This window comes from Arthrobacter sp. YD2, from assembly GCF_030410475.1.
Taxonomy (GTDB): domain Bacteria; phylum Actinomycetota; class Actinomycetes; order Actinomycetales; family Micrococcaceae; genus Arthrobacter_B; species Arthrobacter_B zhangbolii.
This window is the reverse complement of the sequence record NZ_JAUHHB010000004.1, coordinates 223,170-246,050: the sequence shown is the minus strand read 5'-3', so window position 1 is coordinate 246,050 and position 22,881 is coordinate 223,170. Positions and strand designations below refer to the sequence as shown.

Genomic DNA, 22,881 nt, shown 5'->3' with positions numbered 1-22,881 from the left:
GCCGCGGCACCGCCGTCGGAATGGGCCGGCTATGCGGCCGTCAGCAGCAGCGCCCCTCGGGGTTGGCGTCCTGCCGGTCCATCTTGTCCCGCCAGAACTCCCGCTCGCTCATCAACGGCGACGAGCAGCCGGAGGCAGCGTGGAAGTCCGCGTACTTGCGGTAGGCGTCCTCCCCCATCACGTCCCGGAAGAAGCGCACAAATCCGGCCAGGCCCTGCCGGACGGCGACTGCGGCACTCATGAGTGTGCCGCCCGTTTCCCGGGCCGGCTCTCCTCCGGCAGCGCATCCCACTGAGCCATGATCTCCTTCTCCGCCGGCGTGGCCAGGAAACCTGCCGGTGCGAAGGTGCGGGACGGAACTGCCGGGTCCTCGGCGCTCGGGGCGCCGCCGGAGCGGAAGGACCGGATGGTGGCGATGATGGCCGTGATGATGACAATGATCGCCAGGGTCACAAACACCACCGAAAGCGTGGTCTGGATGAGCGTATTGCGCACCACTGCCTCCATGGCCTCCACCGTCTTGGCCGTACCGAAGCTGGTCTTGCCGTCGGCCAGCGCCTGCTGGAACGCCTCGTGGTTGGCCCAGTAGCCAACGCTCGGCACCGGCGAGAAGATCTTGTAGAACGACGCCGTGATGGTCACCACCGCAGCGAACGCCAGCGGCAATGCCACGATCCACAGCCACTTGAACGCATTGTTCTTGGCGATGATGGCCATGCAGATGGCCAGTGCAATGGCGGCCAGGAGCTGGTTGGCGATGCCGAAGAGCGGGAACAGCGTATTGATGCCGCCCAGCGGGTCCGTGACCCCCATGATCAGGATCGATCCCCATCCGGCGACCATGATGGCCGTACATATCCAGGCTCCGGGACGCCAGGCCATGTCCTTGAACTTCGGGGCCACGTTGCCGATGGTGTCCTGCAGCATAAAACGGGCCACCCGGGTGCCGGCGTCCACTGCGGTGAGGATGAACAGGGCCTCGAACATGATGGCGAAGTGGTACCAGAAGGCCATCATGCCGGGTCCGCCGATCAGGCTCTGCATGATTGTGGCGAGGCCGACGGCGAGGGTGGGCGCGCCGCCGGTGCGCGACACAATGGATTCCTCGCCCACGTCGGATGCCAGGGAGGAGAGCATGTCCGGGGTGAGGTTCACTCCGGCCAGGCCCAGGCTGTTTACGAAGGCGACGGCGCCTTCCACCGTGCCGCCGGTGGCGCCGGCGGACGAGTTCATGGCGAAGTAGATGCCGCGGTCAATGGAGATGGCCGCCACCAGCGCCATGATGGCCACGAAGGACTCCATCAGCATGCCGCCGTAGCCGATAAAGCGGGTCTGGCGTTCCTTCTGCAGCATCTTCGGAGTGGTGCCGGAGGAGATGAGCGCGTGGAAGCCGGAGAGCGCACCGCACGCGATGGTGACGAAGAGGAACGGGAAGAGCGGTCCGGCGACCACCGGCCCGTCGTCCCGGCTGGCGAACTCGCTGACCGCCGGAACGTTGATCTCCGGGCGGACGATGATGATGGCCACGGCCAGCATCACGATGGTGCCCACCTTCATAAAGGTGGAGAGGTAGTCGCGCGGGGCCAGCAGCAGCCAGACCGGCAGGACGGCGGCGATGAAGCCGTAGATGATGATGCCCCAGGCAATGGTGGTCGGTTCCAGGGTCAGGGCGTCGCCCAGCGGAGTATCGGCAACCCAGCCGCCGGCAATAATGGCGGCCAGCAGCAGGACGAAGCCGATAATGGAGACCTCGGTGACCTTGCCCGGACGCAGGTAGCGCAGGTACACGCCCATGAACAGGGCGATGGGGATGGTCATGCTGACGGAGAAGACGCCCCACGGGCTTTCGGCGAGGGCGTTCACCACCACCAGGGCAAGGATTGCCACGATGATGATCATGATGACCAGGGTGGCGATCAGGGCGGCGGTGCCGCCGATGAGTCCGAGTTCGTCCCGTGCCATCTGGCCCAGGGAACGCCCGCCGCGCCGCATGGAGAAGAACATCACCAGGTAGTCCTGCACCGCGCCTGCCAGCACCACGCCGACGATGATCCAGATGGTGCCGGGCAGGTAGCCCATCTGCGCGGCCAGGACCGGCCCGACCAGCGGTCCGGCGCCGGCGATGGCGGCGAAGTGGTGGCCGTAAAGAACCCGGCGGTCCGTGGCGGCGTAGTCCTTGCCGTCCGCCTTGTATTCGGCGGGGGTGGCGCGGCGGTCATTGGGCTTGAGCAGCTTCGCTTCGATGAGCTTGGAGTAGAAGCGGTAGCCGATCAGGTAGGTACAGACCGCGGCGAAGACAAACCAGATGGCGTTCACGGTTTCGCCGCGGACTACGGCGAGCATGGTCCAGCTCAGGCCGCCCAGCAGGGCGATGCCCGCCCAGATGGCAATTTTTGCCGGGGTCCAGCGGCGGTCCTCGGCGTCGAGGACTTCCGGATCCACGGCCACCGGCGGCAGTGCCGGGTCCTGTTCCAGGACGTCGCCGTCCGGCCGGCCGGTGGGGCCTGGCGTGTCCGGGGTTTCGGCCCGGCGCCGATGTTTCTCGCTCATGATGAATCCCTTTGTGTGCGGTGGCGTTGTCTGCGTTGACAGTCATACCGATAGGCAGGGAGTGGCCCTGCACCTAGAGATTACTACCACGGGGGTGTGTTACATCACGTTAAAGCGCGACGGCGGCCGCACCGGGTGGGCGGCCGCCGTCGTTGTCCTTCCGCTAGACGGTCAGCAGGATCTTGCCGGTGTGTTGTCCGGAGTCGAAGTACTCGTGGGCAGCGGCTGCCTCAGCCAGCGGGAAGGTGCGGTCCACCAGCGGGCGGATGGCGCCGGAGGCGAGCAGCGGCCAGACGTACTGGCCCACGGCAGACATGATGGCGCCCTTTTCCTCCACGGGGCGTCCGCGCAGGGTGGTGCCGATGACGGCGGCCCGCTTGGCCATCAGCTGGTTCAGGTTCAGTTCGGCCTTCGCCCCGCCCTGCAGGCCGATAATGACCAGGCGTCCGGCGACGGCGAGCGCGTCCAGGTTCCGTTGCAGGTATTTGGCGCCCACCACGTCCAGGATGACGTCGGCTCCGTGGCCGTCCGTCGCTTCCCGGACCGCTTCAACAAAGTCCTGTTCCTTGTAATTGATCAGCACCTTCGCGCCCAGCGACTCGGCCAGCTCCAGCTTGTCAGCGGATCCTGCGGTGACGATCGGGACGGCGCCGAACGCGGCAACCATCTGGATGGCCATGGTGCCGATCCCGCCGGAGGCACCGTGGATGAGGACGTAGTCCCCTTCCTGTACGGCGGCGGCCATAAAGAGGTTGGAGAAGACGGTTGCGGCGGTTTCCGGCAGCGAGGCTGCGGTGACCGCGTCGATGCCGTCCGGCAGGGGCAGGACCTGGACGGCGGGGACGGCCACCTGTTCGGCGTAGCCGCCGCCGGTCAGCAGGGCGGCCACCTCGGTGCCCACGGCCAGTCCCTCCACGCCCTCCCCCAGTGCGGCGATCCGGCCGGAGACTTCCAGGCCGGGATATTCGGAGGTTCCCGCCGGGACCGGGTAGTGCCCCTGGCGCTGCAGCACGTCTGCACGGTTGATGCCGGCGGCAATGACATCAATCAGCACTTCCCCGGGACCGGCTTCGGGCGCCGGGACATCCTGCACTTCCAGGGCCTCGGGGCCGCCGGGTGTTCCAATAACAATGGCTTTCATGCTGTCCTTCCTGCTTTGGGGAATTTTGGTGATTTCATCCCTTCTGCCAGACTACATAGTGAGGAAGGTTGTCCGAGCGGCCGATGGAGCTGGTCTTGAAAACCAGTGTGCGGTAACCCCGTACCAAGGGTTCGAATCCCTTACCTTCCGCACAGACACACTGGAAGCGGTCCCGTCACGGGGCCGCTTCCGGTGTTTAAGGGCTCCGTTCCGGGCGGCAGGGCACGGACTAAATAACTTAGGCTGGTCCTAAGTAATTGAGTCCGCAGTCCCCCACCACGTCGGAGCCGCAGTATGTCCCACCATCTCCAGCCCATCTCATGGAGGAAGCCGGCTGGCCTGGCCGCCCTCACCCTGACCCTTGCACTCACCGGATGCGCCGCCGGCAACGATCATGATCAGCCGGCGTCGGGCATCGGCATGCACGGGGTAGAGGAGCGCACCGCTGAGCGCGTGGTCCAGGTCAGCTCCGTCCATCCCGAAACCGGAATGACCCTCATCGAGGGCCCGACGTTCGGTCCCGACGGCGGCCTGTTCGTTGTTGATGTCACCGCCCCGGCCGGCGCCGCGAAGGTGATGCGGGTGGATGTGGAAGAGGAGTCAGTTTCCCCGGTGTACACCGAAGGCAACGGCGCCTACACCTCAGCGCAGTTCAGCCCGAAGGACGGCCGGATCTACCTGACGGACTTTGCCGGCGGAAAGATCGACAGCATCACCGCCGACGGTAAGGACCACAGGACCTTCTTCACCGGCGACGTTGACGGTGTCCCCATGCGCCCGGACGACCTCGCGTTCGACGAGGAGGGCAACCTCTTCGTCAGCGACTCCACCGGCTACGCCGATCCGGCGTGGGAAGCACAGGGCCGCGTGGTGCGGATCGACAAGGACACCGCGGAGGCCACCGTCCTGGCGGAGAACCTTGCCGCTCCGAACGGCATCTCCTTCAGCGAGGATTTCAAGGCCCTGTGGGTCAGCCAGTACATGGACAACCGGATCGACTACCTGGTGCTGAATGAGGACAAAACCGAGGTCGCCACGTCCCACCCCGGCATGCACTTCGACGGCGGCACGAGCCAGACGGATTCCAACGCCGTGGACGCCGACGGCAACGTGTACCAGGCCGTCCACGGTCAGCCCCGCATCTTTGTCTACAGCCCCGAGGGCGAACTGCTCTCCACGGTCACCGTCCCCACCGACGACGCCGACGGCCTCACCTCGGCCACCAACATCGCCATCAAACCCGGCACCACCGAGGCCTACCTGACGGCCAGCGGCCCGGACGGCGGTTTCATCTATGAATTCGACGCCCTCTCCACCGGCATCCGCCAATCAAACGGCGGCTAACCTCCACCCAACTAAAGGCGGCAACCTAGGACGCGCTGGCGGGGCCTGTTTTGTTGCCTGCCCCGGTGACGTACCGCCGTAGGGGCCTGGCGGAGGCGGCTTTAATATTCCAAGCGAGCTCTGCGAGCTCTGGAATTTCGTTGCCGCCGGAGCCAGGCCCCGCAGGCGGGGCCGAGCAGGCGGGGCCAAGGCTGCCAGGCCCCGCACACGGACCAGGACAAAGAGGCGCTACACCTCAGTCACGAGCACATCCTCGATGAACTCCCCGCGCCACTGCTCCAGCATCCGGTGGAACACCACCGGCCCCGGGCTGAAGGAGAAGCTGACGGGCGGCGGGTTACCCTCGCGGTTGTAGTAGCCCGGTGTGCACTCCGCGGCGAACTTCCGGTTGTCCGCCGCAGTGCGCTGGATGGTTTCCCCCCAGGCCGCTTCGGCTTCGGCCGTCGGTTCGATGTACCGGGCACCCACCTCGCGTGTCTTGCCGATGACGGCGGCAATATGGTTCGCCTGTTCCATCAGGATGTGGACGAAGTTCACTGAGTTGGCGTTCTGCAGCGATCCGAGGTGGAACAGGTTCGGGAAGCCGTGCGTGTAGAAGCCGTGCAGGGTCCGCGGTCCGCGCCCCCAGGCTTCCAGCAGGGTCTGCCCGCCGCGTCCGGTCACCGGCATGGCGCCGGAAGTGACACCTGAGACGCCCACCTCAAAGCCGGTGGCGAAGATGATGCAGTCCACCTCGTATTCCTCCTCGCCCACCACGACCGTGTTCTCCGTGATGCGGCTGATCCCGCCGAAGTCCGCGGTGTCCACCAGGGTCACGTTGGGGCGGTTGAAGGTCTCCAGGTAGTAGTCGCTGAAGGCCGGCCGCTTGCACATGTAGCGGTACCAGGGCTTGAGCTTTTCGGCCGTCTCTGGATCGGAGACTTCCTCATCCACACGGGCGCGGATGGCGTTCATTTTCCGGAAATCAACAAGCTCGTCGAGCCGTTCGCGTTCTTCAGCGGAAACGGACGTGTCGACGGCGCCGCTGATCATTTTGCGGTGCAGCTGCGGAACCGAGGTCCAGCCGTCCCGGGTCAGGTCCTCCTCCACCGGTTCCCCGGACACCACGGCCAGGAAGTTCTCCATCCGTTCCTTTTGCCAGCCCGGCTGCAGGGAAGCGGCCCAGGCGGGATCGGTGGGCCGGTTGTTCCGGATGTCCACCGAGGACGGTGTGCGCTGGAAGACCACCAGCTGCTCGGCGTCGCGCGCCACCATGGGGACCACCTGGATGCCCGTGGCACCGGTGCCAACCACCGCCACCTTTTTGTCCGCCAGCCCGGTGAGGTTACCGAACTGGTCTCCGCCGGTGTAGCCGTAATCCCAGCGGCTGGTGTGGAAGGTGTGGCCCTTAAAGGAATCGATGCCCGGAATGCCCGGGAGCTTCGGCTGCGTGAGCGTTCCGGAGGACGTGATCACAAAACGGGCCCGCATGGAATCGCCGCGGTCGGTGGAAACAATCCATTCCAGTGCCGCCTCGTCCCATACCAGCCCCGTCACCCGGGTGTGGAAGACGGTGTCGCGGTACAGGTCGAAGCGCTCCGCAATGGCCACGGCATGCCGGCGGATCTCTTCCCCCGGAGCGTAGCGTTCGCTGGGGATGTAGCCGACTTCCTCAAGCAGCGGCATGTAGACGTAGGACTCAATGTCGCAGCGGATGCCGGGGTAGCGGTTCCAGTACCAGGTCCCGCCGAAGTCTCCGGCCTCGTCCATCATCCGGATGTTTTCGACGCCGGCCTGCCGCAGGCGCGCTCCGGTCATAAGCCCGCCGAAGCCGCCGCCGATCACCAGTACCTCCACCGAGTCGCTCAGCGGTTCCCGCTCCGTGCGGGGAGTGTAGGGGTCCGTGGCGTAGTAGCCGAATTTCCCCTTGGCCGGCTGGTACTGGGAGGCTCCGTCCGGGCGGATGCGTCGGTCCCGTTCTGCCTTGTATTTGGCCCGGAGGGCCTCAACGTCCAGGCCGTCCGACAGGTCCCGTTCATTTGCGGGCGTTTGATAGCTCATTTGTTTCCTTACGTCGCTTGCGCGCCCTGGAAGCACAGCGGAGCAAGGAAGACGAACGACGCCGGGGCGCGCGGGAATGCAGCTTGCTCCCCCTACGCCAACCGGGAACGCCGGTATTACGTTCACCGCCTAAACGGTTAGCCTCACCCTAACTAAATTGGCTGAGTGTTTGCTGACTCCGGTGCTGCGGCTACGGTGAACTCATGAGCGACGGAAGCGGCGGCACAAGCAACGAGCAGCAGGAACGCGAGCGAATCCTGCGCGACCTCGAAGACCTCGCCGATTCACTGCAGTCCTCATCCGTACCCACCTTTCTCGACCCGCTGCTTTCCACGGACCTGACGGTGCGCCAGCTGAAGGTGCTCACCATCCTGGTCACGTCCGAGGAAGGGGCCACCGGGCGGGGATTATCGGAGTCCTTTGGCGTCTCGATGGCCTCCATGTCCGGGCTGATCGACCGCCTCGTCGCGCAGGGCGTAGCGGTGCGTTCGGAGGATCCCAGGGACGCACGGGTGCGCCGGGTGAAGGCCACGGAGCTGGGCCGCAGCGTGGTCCGCAGGCTCGTCTCGGGACGTCCGGAGCTGAACTTCGACATTCTGGCCAGGCTCGCCCTGGAAGACCTTCGCGCGCTGGAACAGGGCATGCGTGCCGTTGACGCCGAGGTGAACCGCGGGACGGACTCACCAAGATGATGACCGTCCCGCCGGCGCTGATCGCAGGCATCAGCCGGCTGGTCCAAGCGGCCGGGCTGGTGGCCTTGGCTTACCTGCTTGGCCGCTTCCGTGACGCCGGGACCTTGATCTATCTGGGCGGAGGAATCGGGTCCGGCCAGCTGCGGCTGGTTGCCCTGGCCGGAGCTTGGGGGTTCCTGCTCGGATCGTCGGTCGCGATGGTTCCCTGGTTCAGCGGCCTGGTCCGCCACGGGGTGTGGCGATGGTCCGCCGGCATCCTCGGCACAGCCGCCAGTTGCCTCGCGTTGGCACTGCTGGCCGGGTACGGATTCATTGCCCTCCTGAGTTCAGGGCCAGGCTATGAAAAAGTGTCGGCCCCGGCGGGGGAACATACACTGCTAATCAACAACCGGAGTTTCTTGCTGCTCGGGACGCATGTCGTATATGAACAGCAGCACGGACCCGTTTACGTCCTCCGGGACACCGTGCTGACAGATGACGGTTACGATCCGTTCGGCACCGGGGCATTTTCCGTGCAGTGGGGACGCGACAGCGCAACCATCTCCTACGCTGTGCAGTCACCGGTCGAGGAGGGCGACGCAGCTCCCCGGGACGGCCGGGCCGTCATTCCCTTCGGGCCCGGGTAACCCCGAGGCAGCTTAGAGCCGCCCGGCGCCGGCGGCGGGCAGGACGGTAAACAGTGCCGGTTCCTTCCAACCTTTGTCCTCGAAGGCTGCAAGCACGGCCGCCCGGACCTCGTCCTCGGCCTCAGCCCGGATCAGGGCTATGGCCGAGCCGCCGAAGCCGCCGCCGGTCATCCGTGCACCCAACGCACCGGCCGCGAGCGCTGCGTCCACAGCCAGGTCCAGCTCCGGGCAGGAAACCTCGAAGTCATCCCGCAGTGAGGCGTGGGAGGCAACCAGCAACTCGCCGATGCCGTCCACGTTTCCGCGGCGCAGTTCCTCGACCACGGCCAGTACCCGCTGGTTCTCGCCCAGCACGTGGCGCACCCGGCGCTGAACCTCCGCATCCAGTCCGGAGAGGTCCGCATCGGCCGGCACATCCCGCAGCGAGTCCGCGCCGAGGGCTGCCGCGCCGCGTTCGCAGGCGGACCGGCGGGCGCTGTAGCCGCCGTCGGCATGGCTGTGCGCCACCCGGGTGTCCATCACCAGCACCTCCAGCCCGTGGTCAGCCAGCGGAAGCGGCACGTTTTCGGCGTCCAGGGAGCGGCAGTCCAGGAACAGGGCACCGCCGTCCTGTCCCATCAGTGAGGCCGACTGGTCCATGATCCCGGTGGGGGCGCCGACAAACTCGTTCTCGGCATACTGGGTCAGGCGGGCCATCCCGGGCCGGTCCAGGCCCAGGCCCAGCAGGTCATTCAGCGCCACGATCACCGCCACCTCCACGGCGTGCGAGGAAGAGAGCCCGGCGCCCACCGGGACCGTGGAATCCAGCAGCAGGTCAAAGCCGGGTACGGAAACCCCGGCACGTTGCTGCAGTGCATAGACCACTCCCGCCGGATAGCCGCCCCAGCCCTCCGCGGCGCCCGGTACCAGGCCGCCGGTCCGGAACCGGGCGTGTGAGAGCCCCCGGCCCTTCTGCCCATAGGTGGAGGCGAGCCGGACGACGTCGGTCTCGTCCTCCGGATCCTGGTCCGGCCGGCGTAGCCGCACGGCGACGAGGGCACTGCGGTCGATCGCGAAGGGCAGCACAAATCCGTTGTTGTAGTCCGTGTGCTCCCCGATCAGGTTCACCCGCCCCGGTGCTCGCCACACGCCGTCGGGCTCCTGGCCGTAAACCTCGGCAAAACGCCGGGACAGGCTTTCCGCGCGGTCCTGCAGCGGTTCGGCGTTGACGGCGGCGCTCATGCGCGGACCTCCCGGAGTTTCGCGGCGGTCTGTTCCGCGGTGGTGTCATTGATAAAGGCCCCCATGGCGGCTTCGGAACCGGCCAGGAACTTCAGTTTGTCCGCGGCCCGGCGCGGACTGGTCAGCTGCAGGTGCAGCCACCCGGCCTCCCGGTCCGCAGCGGTGACGGGAGTCTGGTGCCACGCCGCAATGTAGGGGGTGGGAGTGTCATACAGTCCGTCCACGCGCTGCAGCAGGTCCAGGTACATACCGGCGAGCTCGTCGCGTTCGGCGCCGGACAGTGCAGCGAGGTCCGGCACCTGGCGGTGCGGCACCAGATGGACTTCCAGCGGCCAGCGGGCGGCATAGGGGACATAGGCGGAGAAATGCTCGCCCTGCAGCACCATCCGGTCCCCTGCCTCGGTTTCGGCGCGGAGCAGCTCGCCCATGAGCGGCTGCCCGTGGTCGGCCAGGTGCCGGCGGGAACGTTCGGCCAGCCGCGCCGCATACGGGGCGGCGTACGGGTAGGCATAGATCTGTCCGTGCGGGTGGTGCAGGGTGACGCCGATGTCCTGGCCGCGGTTCTCGAACGGGAACACATGCCGGATGCCGGGCAGTGCGGAGAGCTCCCCGGTGCGCTGCGCCCAGGCCTCCACCACGGTCCGTGCACGTTCATAGGGCAGCTGCCCGAAGGAGGCGTTGTGCTCGGGGGTGAACACCACCACTTCGCAGCGCCCGAACGCGGGCTCGGGGGTGCCCCACAACCGGGCGCCGTCGTCGTCGGCCGGCAGTTCGCCCAGGGCCGGGCCCAGGGACGGAAAACGGTTTTCAAACACAACGACGTCGAAGTCCCCGGCCGGGATTTCGGAGGCCCGGGTGTCCGTGGACGGGCAGAGCGGGCACTGGTCCGCGGGCGGCAGGTAGGTCCGGGACTGCCGGTGGGCAGCCACGGCCACCCATTCACCGGTCAGCCGGTCGAAGCGGACCTCGCCGTTGCCGGAGCGGGGATCGAGCGGACGGGCATCGGAGACCTTGTCCACCGGCCGGCCGCCGCGGTCCGTGAAGAACAGCGATTCGCGGCCGTCCGCCAGCTGATGGCGGCGGTGGACGATGGGCAGTGCGGCATTTTCCTGCCGCGCTGCCGGGGACGTGCTGGACACTTACTGGCCTCCCATGCCGGATGTCGCGAATCCGCGGATGATGTGCCGCTGGAAGAGCATAAAGACGATCAGCAGCGGCAGCGCACCGATCATGGCGCTCGCCATTTCGGATGCGTACTGCACACCATAGGCATTCTTCACCGTACCCAGCCCCACGGGGATCGTCATGATCTCCGGGGAATTGGTCACGATGAACGGCCACAGGAAGTTGTTCCAGGCACTGATGAACACAAAGATCGAGACCGCCGTGAGGATTGACCGGGAGAGCGGCAGCACCACGGAGAAGAACACCCGGAAGTCACTCGCCCCGTCCAACCGGGCAGCTTCCTCCAGTTCCACCGGAATCTGGTCGAAGAAGTTCTTCATCACAATCACCATCAGCGGCATCACCACCTGCGGCAGGGCAACGCCCAGGAGCGTGTCCGAAAGCCGCAGGGCAATCATCTGGTCAAACAGCGGAACAATCAGGATCTGCGGCGGCACCATCAGCGCGGCAATGGTCAGCACAAACAGCCAGCGCCGGCCGCGGAACTTCTGCCGGGAAAAGGCATAGGCGGCCAAAGCGGAGATGATTACCGTAATCACCGTGACCAGGGTGGAGACCAGGACAGAGTTCCAGATCCACAGGGGGATGTCTCCGGCGGCCAGCACGTTGCGGTAAGCGTCCGCCGTCCACCCGCCCTCGGGCCAGAACTGCAGCGGTGCAGCCGAAACATCGGCCTCGGATTTGAAGGACGAGAGAACAGCCCAGACCATCGGCAGTGCCCAGAGGGCAGCCAGGACGGCCACCACGGTGTATGCCGCAACCCGGCCTTTCCTGCCGGGGCCGAGGGTCAGGGTGCGCAGGTGTTCGGCTTCCCGCTTTTTCTGGGCCCGGGCGCGGGTCCGGGCGTCGACGTCGGACCCCACGGGTTCCCGGCCGGAGCCGGCCGGGGCGGTTGCCGCTGTTGTGGACGTAGCCATGTCAGGAGTCCTTCCGCTTCGCGAACCACATCTGGGCCAGGGAGACCAGAACAATCAGCGCGAAGAATATGTAGGAGGTCGCGGAGGCGTAGCCGAGCCGGTATCCGGTGAAGCCGGCGTCGTAGATGTACTGCAGGATGGAGCGGGTGGCGCCGTTGGGCCCGCCGGCGGTCAGCAGGAAGATCTGGTCAAAGACCTTCAGCGAGGCCAGTGCCTGCAGCAGCACAATCAGCCCGGTGGTGCTTTTCATCATGGGCAGCGTGATGGAGAACAGCCGCCGCCAGGTGCCGGCCCCGTCCAGCTGGGCCGCCTCATAGAGGTGGTCCGGGATGTTCTGCAGGGCGGACAGGTAGAGCAGGAAGTTGAAGCCCACCGTCCACCACAGGGTCACCAGGGCTATGGACCACATGGCCACCTGCTCATCGCTGAGCCAGCCGACCTGGCTGATGCCGAAACGGTCCAGCAGGCCGTTGATGAGCCCGAAGTCGTTGGTGAAGAGGAAGGCCCAGATGGCAGTGACCACGGAGACCGGCAGCAGGAACGGCGCGAAGAAGGTCAGCCGCCACAGCCACTGGCCCTTGAGCCCGGTGTACACGAGGTACGCCATGGCGAAGGAAACCAGGATCAGCGGCACCGAGGAAATGACCGTGAAGAACAGGGTGTTGCCCAGGCTGGACCACATCTGCGGGTCGGTCAGGGCCTCCGAATAGTTGGCTAACCCGGCAAACGAGGATTCGTCGTTGACCAGGGACCGGTCGGTAAGGCTCATCCAGAGGCCGTAGATAATCGGCCACACGAGGAAGACTGCGAAGAAGAACAGATACGGGGCCAGGAACCAGTATCCGGTGCGGGACGGGGCCGGCTGCTTACCGGGGCGCCGCCGGGGCGCAAGGCTTGTTCCGGCTGCGGCGGGCGGACGGGGCGTGCTGGCGGGACTGTTGGTGGTGGTGGTCATGGCTGGTTCCTCACGCAGTCGGGTTCGGGGCGGCGAGGAAACGGTCCATGGCGGAGAGCATGCCGCCGACGGCGTCCATTGGTTTCTTCAGTCCGCGGAAGGCATCGGCAAGGGCCTGGGACATCTGGTTCTGGAAGTCGGTGCCTGCCCCCGCGAACCATGCGGGCGGGTCAAACACCACATTGGCACCGGCGGCAGCGTAGTTGGACTGCGGCCGCAGGTCCCGGTATTCGGCGGTGTCCTGCGCCGGGAGGTAGGCGGGGATGTGCCCTGCCGTGCCCCACTGCGGTCCGCCGTCCCGGATGACCGAGGTGACGAATTCGTAGACCGAGCGGCGGTGTTCCGCCGTCATGGACCGCTGCCGCGGCAGCACGTAGCTGTGTGAATCGGCGTACGCGGCGGGGGTCCCGAACATGGTGGGCATCGGCATGGCACCGAGGTTGGGGACGGCGGCGCTGAGGCCGGCGACTTCCCAGACGCCCGAAAGGATCATCCCGACCCGTCCGCCATTGAAGGCCGCCAGGCCGCCCTCATAGTCCAGGTTGTCCGTCAGCGCCTTGCCGTCCATCCAGGACGCCACGGATCCGATCACCTGTGCGGCTTTGTCCTCGTCCAGGCCGGCTTTCCCGCCCGGCTCGAGGCTCCACTCGCCACCGGTCTGCCGGTACAGGCCCCAGAACAGCCGCCAGGCCTGCGCGGTGTCCATCAGGTAGCCAAAGCTGATCCCGTATCCGCCGGTGGCTTCCGCGAGTTTGGCTCCTACTTCCTGCAGCTGCTCCGGGGAGGAAATGTCCATGGTCCCGTCGCTGGCCAGTACCCCGGCACGCTCGGCCAGGTCCTGGTTGAAGAAGGAGATGAAGGGGTGGGTGTCCAGCGGCAGCGAGTACAGCTTGCCCTCGTACTGGCAGGATTCCCACACTGCCGGCGCGAAGTCCTTCTCGCTGACGCCCAGCTCTGCCAGCAGGTCCGTGTCCCACGGTTCCAGGAGGCCGCCGGGCGCGTAGCCGGGCATCCGTGACAGGTGCATGATGGCGGCGTCCGGCGGCTGCTGGGAGGCCGAGCTCATGGCGAGCTTGGTGTAATACGGCGAGCCCCAGGAAAGCGTGGTGGGCTCAACGCTGAGCCCGGTCCGTTCCTGGATGTCCGCGATGATGCCGCGCATGTTGGCGCCGTCGGATCCCTGGAAGGGATCCCAGACGGTCACCGGTGTCCGGCTGCCGCTGCCCGCGCCCGGGCTGCCGCAACCGGCCACTGCACCTACGCCGGCTGCCGTGACGGCAGCGGCCAGCGCTCCCCGCAGGAACTGCCTGCGGTCCGGATATCTGGTGTTCATCCTGCTCCATTCCTGGCCGTCGGTGCTGGCTCATCATTGAGGACAGACTCTGTGGTGAGCTGAACCACATGACGTGGATTCTAACGTTAGCAATCGGTAACCGTCTACTCTTGGTGTCGAAGCAATGAAATACCCGGCCCGGAACCTCAGGGTCCAACAAGGGAAGGGAACCGGCCAGTGAAGCGTGTGGGGATCAAGGAAGTCGCTGAGCGTGCGGGGGTGTCCTGGAAGACCGTCTCCAACGTGATGAACAACCGCCCGGTAGTGCACCCGGAAACGCGCGCCCGCGTCCTGCAGGCCGTGGAGGAACTGGGCTACACGCCCAACCTCATCGGCCGCCAGCTGCGCCAGGGCTCCACCCGGGCCATTGCCCTGGTGGTGCCTGATCTGCACAATCCCTACTTCGGTGTGCTGGCCCAGACCCTCGAGCATGCGGCCAAGCAGCGCGGCTACACCATCTCCATTGAAATCTCCGGCGGCACGGTGGATATCGAACAGCATTACCTGCATGGCTGGCACGGCCGCCTGTTCGACGGGCTGATCTTCTCGCCGTCGGCCGTGACCGCCGAGGCCATCGCCAAACGTACTGATCCCACGCCACTGGTACTGCTGGGCGAACGCATCATCAGCACCGATGTGCCCCACGTAGCCATCGACAATGTCGCCTCCAGCGTGGACCTGGTGCGTCACCTGGTGGAGGGCGGACGACGCCGGATTGCCTTCCTGGGCGCGGACAGCACCGGAGGCATCTCCACCGGAAGCCAGCGGTTCGAAGGTTACAAGGCGGCTCTGCGGTTTGCCGGACTGCCGTACGACGCAGCCTTGGTGGCGGCCACCAACTCGTGGTTCCGCCAGGACGGCTATGACCTCGCACAGCAGATCCTGGCCACCCCCGGGGTGGATGCCATTGTCTGCGCCAATGACCTGCTCGCCGTCGGCGCCCTGGCAGCAGCCCGGGACCTCGGCCGGCAGGTTCCCTCCGATCTGGCACTGGTGGGCTGGGACAACATCGACGAGGTCAGTTACACCTCCCCCGGACTGACGTCGGTGGCCCCGGACCTTCCGGCCCTGGCCGAGGCCGCACTGGATTCGGTACTCGGGGAGCTGGCCGGCGAGGTGGTCATTCCGCACCGCCTGGTGGAGCGCGAATCCTCCGCGCCGGCAGTCCGGGCCTGACTCGCCTCCCCTCAGCCCGCCCTGCCTGCGCCGGTCCTGACGGAGTCTGCTGGGCAGAAAGACGCAAAAATTCTAACGTTGCAATATTGCGGCCCCTGCGGTTGACTGGGATCACAATTTTCACGCCGCCCGAAGGATGTTCCATGACCCTCCCCGCGTTTGACCCGCCCGTAACCGCTACGGATATCCCCCGCCCCGAACACCCCCGGCCGCAGTTCGTGCGGAAAAACTGGGTGAACCTCAACGGCACCTGGGACTTCGAAATTGACCGCAGCGACTCGGGACTGGACCGCGGCCTGCTGGAACGCCCGCTCAACGCCTCCATTACCGTGCCGTTCGCCCCCGAGGCAGAGCTCTCGGGCATCGGCGACACCGATTTTATGGATGCCGTCTGGTACCGCAGGACCATCACCGTTCCGGCAGACTGGGCCGGCCTGCGTCCGGTCCTGCACTTCGGCGCCGTGGACTATGACGCCACGGTGTGGGCTAACGGCACCGAAGTTGCCCGGCACCGCGGCGGATTCACCCCCTTCGACGCGGATCTTTCCGGCATTGCGGCGCCGGGCGACGACGTCGAAATCACCGTCCGTGCCCGTGACCTGCACGGCGAAGTCCAGGCCCGGGGCAAGCAGGCCACCTGGTATGCCAACACGCACTGCCAGTACACCCGCACCACTGGAATCTGGCAGACGGTCTGGCTGGAAGGGGTCCCCCGCACGGCGGTGAACCGCATCCAGGTCACCCCGAACCTGGCCGGCCGCAGCTTCTCGGTCACCGCACCGCTCAGCGCCAACCTGCCCGGCGGCACGCTGACGGCCACCCTCACCGACATGAACGGGCGCACGGTCGCGGAAGCATCCGTGGGCACTGCCTATGACCTGGCTCCGTCCCTGGTGCTTACGGTTCCGGCTGAGGATGTCCGGATCTGGGATGTGGGCGATCCGCAGCTTTACGGCCTGGAAATCTCCCTGCGCACCGGAGACACCGAAGTGGACCGGATCAGCAGCTACACCGCGCTGCGGTCGGTTGGCATTGACGGCAACTCCTTCCGCCTCAACGGCCGCCGGGTGTTCCAGCGGCTGGTCCTGGACCAGGGCTACTGGCCGGAATCGCTGATGACGGCGCCCTCGGACCAGGCCCTGATTGACGACATTGAGCTTTCCCTCGCTGCCGGGTTCAATGGCGCCCGGCTGCACCAGAAGGTCTTCGAAGAGCGGTTCCTCTTCCACGCGGACATGCGCGGCTACCTGGTCTGGGGCGAGTTCGGGGACTGGGGCGTCTCCGGCCAGGGCCCGATGGGTGCCAACCAGAAACCGGATGCCTCATTTGTCTCGCAGTGGCTGGAAGCCGTGCAGCGGGACATCAACCATCCCTCGATCGTGGGCTGGTGCCCGCTGAATGAGACCCACCAGGTGCTGCATGACCGCATTACGGTGCTCGACGACGTCACCCGCGCCATGTTCCTTGCCACCAAACTGGCTGACCCGTCCCGCCCGGTCATCGACGCGTCCGGCTACTCGCACCGCGTGCTGGAGACCGACGTTTACGACTCGCACTCCTACGAGCAGGATCCGGAGGCCTTCAGCACCGAGCAGCAGGGCCTTGCCGAGGGAAGGCCGTTCCTGAACCGACCCGCCACGCTGGGTGAGATCGGCCTGCCGCACGGACAGACCGAGTACTCCGTCCCGTACGCCGGCCAGCCCTTCTTCGTGTCCGAATACGGCGGCATCTGGTGGAACGAGCAGGAAGCCGCCGAGGCGGAGCAGGAGCGCAAGGCCGTCGGCAGCGACCAGGCCGATTCCTGGGGGTACGGCGACCGTGTCCGGTCCGAGGAGGAGTTCTATGCCCGGTTCGAGGGCCTAACCAACGTCCTGCTCGATGACCCGAACATGTTCGGGTACTGCTACACGCAGCTGACGGACGTCTTCCAGGAAAAGAACGGCGTTTATGACTTCAAGCGGGGCCAGAAGTTCGACGTCGAGCGGCTGCGCAAAATCCAGCAGCGGCCGGCCGCCTACGAGGAGCGGACTGACTAAGGCACACCTGCCATAGGCTGTACGCATGGTTTTCGGCCGCCACGGGGGTGGGCCGCGACAACCGTCATCCAAGGAGTCTCACCGATGAATTCCCCGAAGACCTTCCGCCTGCGCGGACTGGTCCTCTCTGTCCTGCTCGCCGGCCTGCTCAGCGGCTGCGCCGGTTCCGACGAAGGGGAGCGTGAATCCGCGTCCCCCGCCCCGTCCGCCGAGGCAGACGGGCGGACCGCCTCGGCGTCGGCCTCTGAACCGGCCGCGCCGCCGGTTCCGGCCCGCAGCGTGGACGCGACAGAGCTAGCCCTTGGTGACTGCTTCTCCAATCCGCCGGCGGACGAGGAGCAGGCACAACTCACCGAAGTGGACGTCTTCCCCTGCGACCAGCCGCACGAGCAGGAGGTCTACGCGCTGACCACACTGCCGGCCGGCGAGTTCCCGGGCGAAGACGCCGTGGACACGGAGGCGCAGGAATTCTGCTCCGCCGAATTCGAAGGGTACGTGGGCCAGGCCTTCGGAAGCTCGGAGCTGGAAGCGGCCTACATTGTGCCCAGCCTTGAATCCTGGCAGTACGCCGACGACAGGGAAATTGTCTGCACGGTGCTGGGACCGATGGGTGAGCCCTCCTCCGAATCCTTCAGGGACGCGGACCGGTAGGGCGATCCTGCCACCCGCAAAAGCGCTGCCGTCCGCGGGGACGGCAGCGCTTTTTTACTGTCCGGGACGTACTCGGACTCCGGAAGTGGAAGTGGGGGCGGGAGCCAGTACACTGTGCTGGCAATCACTTTCTGTCATCCTGGGGGGCTGGCAGTATCGGCTGGCCACCGTGCCCTGCAACGTTGCAGGACACCTCACGGTCATCTGGTTGTAACCTGCGTCATTTAGCGTCATTCCGTACCACCCCGCCACCACCGCCGTCCGTCCGTCACGGAGCCGGACAGCATCACTTGCGCTACCCCCTTGCCGCACCGCGCGGCCATGACCCGTCGGCCCGCACGGCCGACCAAGGAGTATGAGGCATGAGACCTTCAACCTGGAAGGCCGTGCTGGGAACAACCCTCTCGGCCGGCCTGCTCGCCGCGCCGCTGACCGCGTTCCCGGCTTACGCACAGGACGGCAAAGCTGCCGTCCCCGGCATCATTATCAATGAGGCATATTTGTCCGGCGGCAGCGCCAATGCCCCGTTCAACACGAAATTCGTTGAGCTCTACAATCCCACCAGTGAGCCGGTGAGCCTGGACGGCTGGTCCCTCCAGTACCGCTCCTCCGGTGCCACTGCAGCTCCCACCGGTATTGGTGCGCTCTCGGGCAGCATCGCCCCCGGCGGCTACTACCTGGTTTCGGGCGCCAGCAACGGCACCACCGGTGCAGCACTTCCTGCCGCTGACGCCAGCATCGGAGCCAGCTTCTCCGGCGCGGCCGGCACCCTGATCCTCTCCAACCAGTCCACCCGGGTGGATCCCCTGCCCACCGGCTCGGTGACCGCCGCCCCCGGCGTCGTCGACCTGCTCGGCTACGGTGCCTCCAACACGTTCGAGACTGCTGCGGCCGGGGCACCGGCAGGAAATTCCGATCCGAAGTCACTGAACCGCACCGGCTTCGCAGACTCCAACAACAACGCCGCGGACTTCACGCTCAGCACCGCCGTCACGCCGACATCCTCCGCAGGTACCGTCACCCCGGAACCGACACCGACGCCCACGCCGACGCCGACCCCGACGCCGACGACACCGCCCGAGCCCGGCGCGGTGGTTCCGATTGCCGAGATCCAGGGCACCGGAGCTGCCAGCCCGATGATCGGCCAGTCCGTCACCACACGCGGCAAGGTCACCGCGGTGTACCCCACCGGCGGCTTCAACGGGTACTACATCCAGACCCCGGGAACCGGCGGAGACCTTGATCCCGCTGCGCACACCGCATCGGACGGCATTTTCATCTTCTCCGCGGCCACGGTCGGCCAGGTAGCCGCAGGCGACTACGTCGAGGTCACCGGCACCGTGGGCGAATACTTCGAGCTCACCCAGCTCACGGTTGCCGCCGGCGCGATGACCAAGCTCAGCGAGGCAGCACCGGAGGTCAAGCCCGCTGCGGTGGCCTGGCCCGCCACGGACGAAGCCCGCGAAACCCTGGAGGGCATGCTCCTCGCCCCGCAGGGGGACTTCACCGTCACCGACAACTTCTCCCTGAACCAGTACGCCGAAATCGGCCTCGCCGCCGGCACGTCCGCGCTGGTCCAGCCCACCGCCGTGGCCGCCGTCGGCACCGCGGAACACGCCGCAGTCGTGGCCGACAACGCCGCCCGGGCCGTAAAGCTCGACGACGGTGCCAGCACCAACTTCCTCAACGCGGCCAACATGGACAAGCCGCTGCCCTACCTCACACCCGAAACCCCGGTCCGGGTCGGGGCCGCAGCCACGTTCAGCACCGGCGTCATCCTGGACTTCCGCAACAGCGCCTGGAAATTCCAGCCGCTGACCGAGCTGACACCCGCCAACGCCGCAACGGTCCAGCCGGCGTCGTTCTCCGACACCCGCACCGCTGCGCCCGAGAGCGTGGGCGGCAACCTGAAGCTGGCCTCCTTCAACGTGCTGAATTACTTCACCACCACCGGAGACAGCCTGACCGGCTGCACTTTCTACAATGACCGCAGCGGAGCTCCCGTAACCGTCCGCGGCGGCTGCGATGCCCGCGGCGCCGCCAACGCGGCCAATCTGGAGCGCCAGCAGGCCAAGATCGTGGCCGCCATCAACGCGCTGGGCGCCGACGTGGTCTCGCTGATGGAGGTGGAGAATTCCGCCAAGTTCGGCAAGGACCGCGACGATGCACTCTCCCGCCTCGTGGCCGCACTGAACGCCGAGGCACCGGGCACCTGGGACTACGTCCGCTCCCCCGCGGCCCTGCCCGCGGACGAGGACGTGATCCGGACCGCCTTCATCTACCGCACCGGCACTGCAGAGCCGGTGGGCGAATCCACCATCCTGGACAACGAGGCCGTCTTCTCCAACGCCCGTGAGCCGATGGCGCAGGCCTTCCGGCCCGCCGGCGGTGACGAGGGTACCGAGATCCTGGCCGTGACCAACCACTTCAAGTCCAAGGGCTCCGCCCCGGCTTCGGGTGAGAACGCCGACACCGGGCAGGGCGGCTGGAACGCTGACCGTGTCCGCCAGGCCCAGGCACTGGTGGACTTTGCCGCCACCGCCTCGGAGGCTGCCGGCACCGACAAGGTCTTCCTGCTCGGTGACTTCAATGCCTACCACGCAGAGGATCCGCTGAAGGTCCTCACCGATGCAGGCTACGTTGACCTCGGTGCAACCACCGGCAAGCACTCCTACGCCTTCGGCGGCACAGTCGGCAGCCTCGACCACATCCTGGCCTCACCTGCAGCCAATGAAGCGGTCACCGGCACCGATATCTGGAACATCAACTCGGTGGAGTCCGTGGCGCTGGAATACAGCCGCTACAACTACAACGCCACTGATTTCTACGCCGCTGATCCCTACCGGTCCTCGGACCATGACCCGATTCTCGTGGGGATGGACCTCACCGCCGAGGGGACGGACACCTCCACCCTGAACCTGCTGAACATCAATGATTTTCACGGACGCATTGATGCCAACACCGTGCCCTTCGCGGGAACGGTCGAAGAGCTGAAGGCCGGCGCGCCGGAAGGCAGCTCGCTGTTCCTCTCCGCCGGCGACAACATCGGCGCCTCGCTGTTTGCCTCCTCGGTACAGCAGGATGCCCCCACCCTTGACGTGCTCAACGCCCTCGGGCTGCGGGCCTCCGCCGTCGGCAACCACGAGTTCGACGCCGGTTTGGAGGACCTCACCGGACGCGTGGCTTCGGCAGCTCAGTTCCCGTACCTGGGCGCCAATGTCTACACCAAGGGCACCACCACTCCCGCCCTGCAGGAGTACGAGATCATCGATGTGAACGGCGTGCAGGTTGCCATCATCGGCGCTGTCACCGAGGAGACCGGCACGCTGGTCACCCCGGGCGGCATCAGCACCATCGAATTCGGGGATCCGGTCGAGGCCGTCAACCGGGTGGCGCAGCAGCTCGAGGAACAGGATCTGGCCGACGTCATCATCGCCGAGTACCACGAGGGCGCCGGCAGCGGCACTCCCGACGGCGCGGATCTGGAGCAGGAACTGGCCGCCGGCGGGGCGTTCGCTTCGATCATCAATGACACCACCGAACTGGTGGACGCCATCTACACCGGCCACACCCACAAGCAGTACGCGTGGGACGCTGCCATTCCGGGCGGCGACGGCAAGACCCGTCCCGTGGTGCAGACCGGCTCCTACGGCGAATTCGTCGGTCAGATCAAGCTCGAGTACAACGCCGAAACCGATGAGGTGCTTTCCTACACCGCGTCCAACGTGGCACGTACCACCACTGCTCCCGCCGAGCTGGTAGCCACCTACCCGGCCGTTGCCGAGGTGAAGCGGATTGTCGACGCCGCCCTGGCCTACTCGGCCGAAATCGGCAACCAGCCGATCGGGTCCGTGACCGCGGATATCACTACGGCCTTCGTGGGCACCGCCCGCGATGACCGCAGCTCCGAGTCCACGCTCGGCGGGCTGGTGGCGGATTCGCTGCTGTCCACGCTTTCTTCGCCCGAACGCGGCGGCGCCGAAATCGGCGTCACCAACCCGGGCGGCCTGCGCGGCGAGCTCTACTACGGTGAGGACGGTGTGATCACCTACGCCGAGGCCAACGCCGTACTGCCCTTCGTCAACAACCTCTGGACAACCACGCTGACCGGCGCCCAGCTGAAGACGATGCTGGAGCAGCAGTGGCAGCCGGACGGCAGCTCCCGGGCCTTCCTGGCGCTCGGCCTGTCAGACAACATCACCTACACCTTCGATCCGGACCAGCCGCGGGGCTCACGGATCCAGAGCGTGACCGTCAACGGTGCCGCCCTGGATCCGGCCCGGGACTACCGGGTGGGTACCTTCAGCTTCCTGGCCCAGGGCGGAGACAACTTCACCGTCTTCCAGGAAGGCACCAACACCCGCGACACCGGGCTGGTGGACCGGGATGCCTGGATCAGTTACATCTCGGCCAACAGCCCGCTCTCCCCGGACTTCGCCCGCCAGGGCGTAGTGGTCAAGGGAGCACCTGCCACGGTGAAGGCCGGAACGGCAGCAACCTTCACGGTTTCCCAGCTGAACCTGACATCTCTGGGCAGCCCGGCCAACACCTCGCTGGCCGTCAGCTTCGTGAACGCCGCCGGCACGGCGACTCCGCTGGGCACCGCGCCGGTCAACGCAGGTTCGGCGTCCGTCACGGTGACCGTACCGGCGTCGGCCTCCGGAACCGGAAGCCTGGTGCTGACGGCTGCCGGATCCGGCACCACGGTCACCCTGCCGGTAACGGTGGAGAAGCCCGCCCCGCCGGCACCGGTCTGCAAGGCGCCCACGGCACCGAAGAACTGGTGGGATGTCCGCGGCTGGGTCCGCTACGCCGTCGAGCTGGCGCAGTACGTCCTGTGCCTGGCCGGACGGCGGTAAACCCCGCCCTGTGCTGAGTTCCGCCCTGTCCTGAGTATGGGACAGGGCGGACAGCACAGCACACCACAGGAAGCGCCGCTCCGGATATCCGGGGCGGCGCTTCCTGTGGTTGCGGGACGTGTTGGCCCGGGACCTGCGGTCGTTTCCGACGCCGG

General features: G+C 66.5%; 16 protein-coding genes and 1 tRNA gene. 8 read left to right on the top strand and 9 right to left on the bottom strand.

The window, feature by feature from the left end:
* Positions 1-40: 40 nt before the first annotated feature.
* The 3 genes from QWJ37_RS15845 to QWJ37_RS15835 form a co-directional block, all read right to left on the bottom strand.
* Positions 41-241: a YbdD/YjiX family protein gene (locus QWJ37_RS15845; RefSeq protein ID WP_227905095.1), complete on the bottom strand. Its 201-nt coding sequence runs from the start codon at positions 239-241 to the stop codon at positions 41-43.
* Positions 238-2,550 carry a carbon starvation CstA family protein gene (locus tag QWJ37_RS15840; protein WP_227905093.1) on the bottom strand — a complete coding sequence of 771 codons (2,313 nt, stop codon included), beginning with the start codon at positions 2,548-2,550 and terminating at the stop codon, positions 238-240. Before QWJ37_RS15840 ends, QWJ37_RS15845 begins: the two co-directional genes overlap by 4 nt.
* A 163-nt stretch (positions 2,551-2,713) precedes the next feature.
* Entirely contained in the window at positions 2,714-3,691 is a 978-nt protein-coding gene (locus QWJ37_RS15835; RefSeq protein WP_290245908.1) for an NAD(P)H-quinone oxidoreductase, read from the bottom strand.
* A 62-nt stretch (positions 3,692-3,753) separates the two neighbouring features.
* Between QWJ37_RS15835 and QWJ37_RS15830 the strand changes: the two genes are divergently transcribed.
* Both QWJ37_RS15830 and QWJ37_RS15825 read left to right on the top strand, forming a co-directional pair.
* Positions 3,754-3,841 (top strand) — tRNA-Ser (locus QWJ37_RS15830).
* 144 nt (positions 3,842-3,985) lie between these two features.
* A complete protein-coding gene (locus QWJ37_RS15825) occupies positions 3,986-5,035 on the top strand; it encodes an SMP-30/gluconolactonase/LRE family protein (protein WP_290245907.1) in 1,050 nt (349 codons plus the stop codon).
* A gap of 228 nt (positions 5,036-5,263) precedes the next feature.
* On the opposite strand, the gene QWJ37_RS15820 is transcribed toward QWJ37_RS15825, so the two are convergent.
* The gene (locus QWJ37_RS15820) at positions 5,264-7,075 is read right to left on the bottom strand and encodes an NAD(P)/FAD-dependent oxidoreductase (protein ID WP_290245906.1); all 1,812 of its coding nucleotides are present in this window, start codon (positions 7,073-7,075) and stop codon (positions 5,264-5,266) included.
* A 203-nt stretch (positions 7,076-7,278) separates the two neighbouring features.
* Here QWJ37_RS15820 and QWJ37_RS15815 point away from each other — a divergent pair, with 203 nt between their 5' ends.
* Together QWJ37_RS15815 and QWJ37_RS15810 are read left to right on the top strand one after the other, a co-directional pair.
* The gene (locus QWJ37_RS15815) at positions 7,279-7,767 is read left to right on the top strand and encodes a MarR family transcriptional regulator (RefSeq protein WP_290245905.1); all 489 of its coding nucleotides are present in this window, start codon (positions 7,279-7,281) and stop codon (positions 7,765-7,767) included.
* Positions 7,764-8,393, top strand: a complete 630-nt coding sequence (locus QWJ37_RS15810) for a hypothetical protein (protein ID WP_227905076.1) — start codon at positions 7,764-7,766, stop codon at positions 8,391-8,393. The genes QWJ37_RS15815 and QWJ37_RS15810 overlap by 4 nt, the downstream gene beginning before the upstream one ends.
* Positions 8,394-8,405: 12 nt before the next feature.
* Here QWJ37_RS15810 and galK read toward each other — a convergent pair whose 3' ends face one another.
* From galK to QWJ37_RS15785, 5 genes are read right to left on the bottom strand one after another with little or no spacing between them, the layout of a single operon-like run.
* Entirely contained in the window at positions 8,406-9,614 is a 1,209-nt protein-coding gene (galK, locus tag QWJ37_RS15805) for a galactokinase (protein WP_290245904.1), read from the bottom strand.
* On the bottom strand, positions 9,611-10,705 hold the full coding sequence (gene galT / locus QWJ37_RS15800) for a galactose-1-phosphate uridylyltransferase (protein ID WP_227905242.1): 1,095 nt from the start codon (positions 10,703-10,705) through the stop codon (positions 9,611-9,613). Before galT ends, galK begins: the two co-directional genes overlap by 4 nt.
* 48 nt (positions 10,706-10,753) lie before the next feature.
* Positions 10,754-11,716, bottom strand: a complete 963-nt coding sequence (locus tag QWJ37_RS15795) for a carbohydrate ABC transporter permease (protein ID WP_290245903.1) — start codon at positions 11,714-11,716, stop codon at positions 10,754-10,756.
* A gap of 1 nt (position 11,717) precedes the next feature.
* The gene (locus tag QWJ37_RS15790) at positions 11,718-12,671 is read right to left on the bottom strand and encodes a sugar ABC transporter permease (RefSeq protein WP_290245902.1); all 954 of its coding nucleotides are present in this window, start codon (positions 12,669-12,671) and stop codon (positions 11,718-11,720) included.
* A gap of 10 nt (positions 12,672-12,681) precedes the next feature.
* Complete coding sequence (locus tag QWJ37_RS15785; RefSeq protein WP_290245901.1) at positions 12,682-14,004, bottom strand: extracellular solute-binding protein; 1,323 nt, start codon at positions 14,002-14,004, stop codon at positions 12,682-12,684.
* Between the two features lie 177 nt (positions 14,005-14,181).
* Here QWJ37_RS15785 and QWJ37_RS15780 point away from each other — a divergent pair, with 177 nt between their 5' ends.
* The 4 genes from QWJ37_RS15780 (at position 14,182) to QWJ37_RS15765 (ending at position 22,726) form a co-directional block, all read left to right on the top strand.
* The gene (locus tag QWJ37_RS15780) at positions 14,182-15,180 is read left to right on the top strand and encodes a LacI family DNA-binding transcriptional regulator (protein WP_290245899.1); all 999 of its coding nucleotides are present in this window, start codon (positions 14,182-14,184) and stop codon (positions 15,178-15,180) included.
* A 143-nt stretch (positions 15,181-15,323) separates the two neighbouring features.
* Positions 15,324-17,216: a sugar-binding domain-containing protein gene (locus QWJ37_RS15775; protein ID WP_290245898.1), complete on the top strand. Its 1,893-nt coding sequence runs from the start codon at positions 15,324-15,326 to the stop codon at positions 17,214-17,216.
* Between the two features lie 84 nt (positions 17,217-17,300).
* Positions 17,301-17,867 carry a septum formation family protein gene (locus QWJ37_RS15770; RefSeq protein WP_290245897.1) on the top strand — a complete coding sequence of 189 codons (567 nt, stop codon included), beginning with the start codon at positions 17,301-17,303 and terminating at the stop codon, positions 17,865-17,867.
* A 362-nt stretch (positions 17,868-18,229) separates the two neighbouring features.
* A complete protein-coding gene (locus tag QWJ37_RS15765) occupies positions 18,230-22,726 on the top strand; it encodes an ExeM/NucH family extracellular endonuclease (RefSeq protein WP_290245896.1) in 4,497 nt (1,498 codons plus the stop codon).
* The last annotated feature ends 155 nt before the right edge of the window (positions 22,727-22,881 follow it).

Excerpts from the sequence above, each read along its gene's own strand:
- QWJ37_RS15845 (WP_227905095.1), bottom strand. The coding sequence starts at position 241 with ATGAGTGCCGCAGTCGCCGTCCGGCAGGGCCTGGCCGGATTTGTGCGC.
- QWJ37_RS15840 (WP_227905093.1), bottom strand. The coding sequence starts at position 2,550 with ATGAGCGAGAAACATCGGCGCCGGGCCGAAACCCCGGACACGCCAGGC.
- QWJ37_RS15835 (WP_290245908.1), bottom strand. The coding sequence starts at position 3,691 with ATGAAAGCCATTGTTATTGGAACACCCGGCGGCCCCGAGGCCCTGGAA.
- QWJ37_RS15825 (WP_290245907.1), top strand. The coding sequence starts at position 3,986 with ATGTCCCACCATCTCCAGCCCATCTCATGGAGGAAGCCGGCTGGCCTG.
- QWJ37_RS15820 (WP_290245906.1), bottom strand. The coding sequence starts at position 7,075 with ATGAGCTATCAAACGCCCGCAAATGAACGGGACCTGTCGGACGGCCTG.
- QWJ37_RS15815 (WP_290245905.1), top strand. The coding sequence starts at position 7,279 with ATGAGCGACGGAAGCGGCGGCACAAGCAACGAGCAGCAGGAACGCGAG.
- QWJ37_RS15810 (WP_227905076.1), top strand. The coding sequence starts at position 7,764 with ATGATGACCGTCCCGCCGGCGCTGATCGCAGGCATCAGCCGGCTGGTC.
- galK (WP_290245904.1), bottom strand. The coding sequence starts at position 9,614 with ATGAGCGCCGCCGTCAACGCCGAACCGCTGCAGGACCGCGCGGAAAGC.
- QWJ37_RS15795 (WP_290245903.1), bottom strand. The coding sequence starts at position 11,716 with ATGGCTACGTCCACAACAGCGGCAACCGCCCCGGCCGGCTCCGGCCGG.
- QWJ37_RS15790 (WP_290245902.1), bottom strand. The coding sequence starts at position 12,671 with ATGACCACCACCACCAACAGTCCCGCCAGCACGCCCCGTCCGCCCGCC.
- QWJ37_RS15785 (WP_290245901.1), bottom strand. The coding sequence starts at position 14,004 with ATGAACACCAGATATCCGGACCGCAGGCAGTTCCTGCGGGGAGCGCTG.
- QWJ37_RS15775 (WP_290245898.1), top strand. The coding sequence starts at position 15,324 with ATGACCCTCCCCGCGTTTGACCCGCCCGTAACCGCTACGGATATCCCC.
- QWJ37_RS15770 (WP_290245897.1), top strand. The coding sequence starts at position 17,301 with ATGAATTCCCCGAAGACCTTCCGCCTGCGCGGACTGGTCCTCTCTGTC.
- QWJ37_RS15765 (WP_290245896.1), top strand. The coding sequence starts at position 18,230 with ATGAGACCTTCAACCTGGAAGGCCGTGCTGGGAACAACCCTCTCGGCC.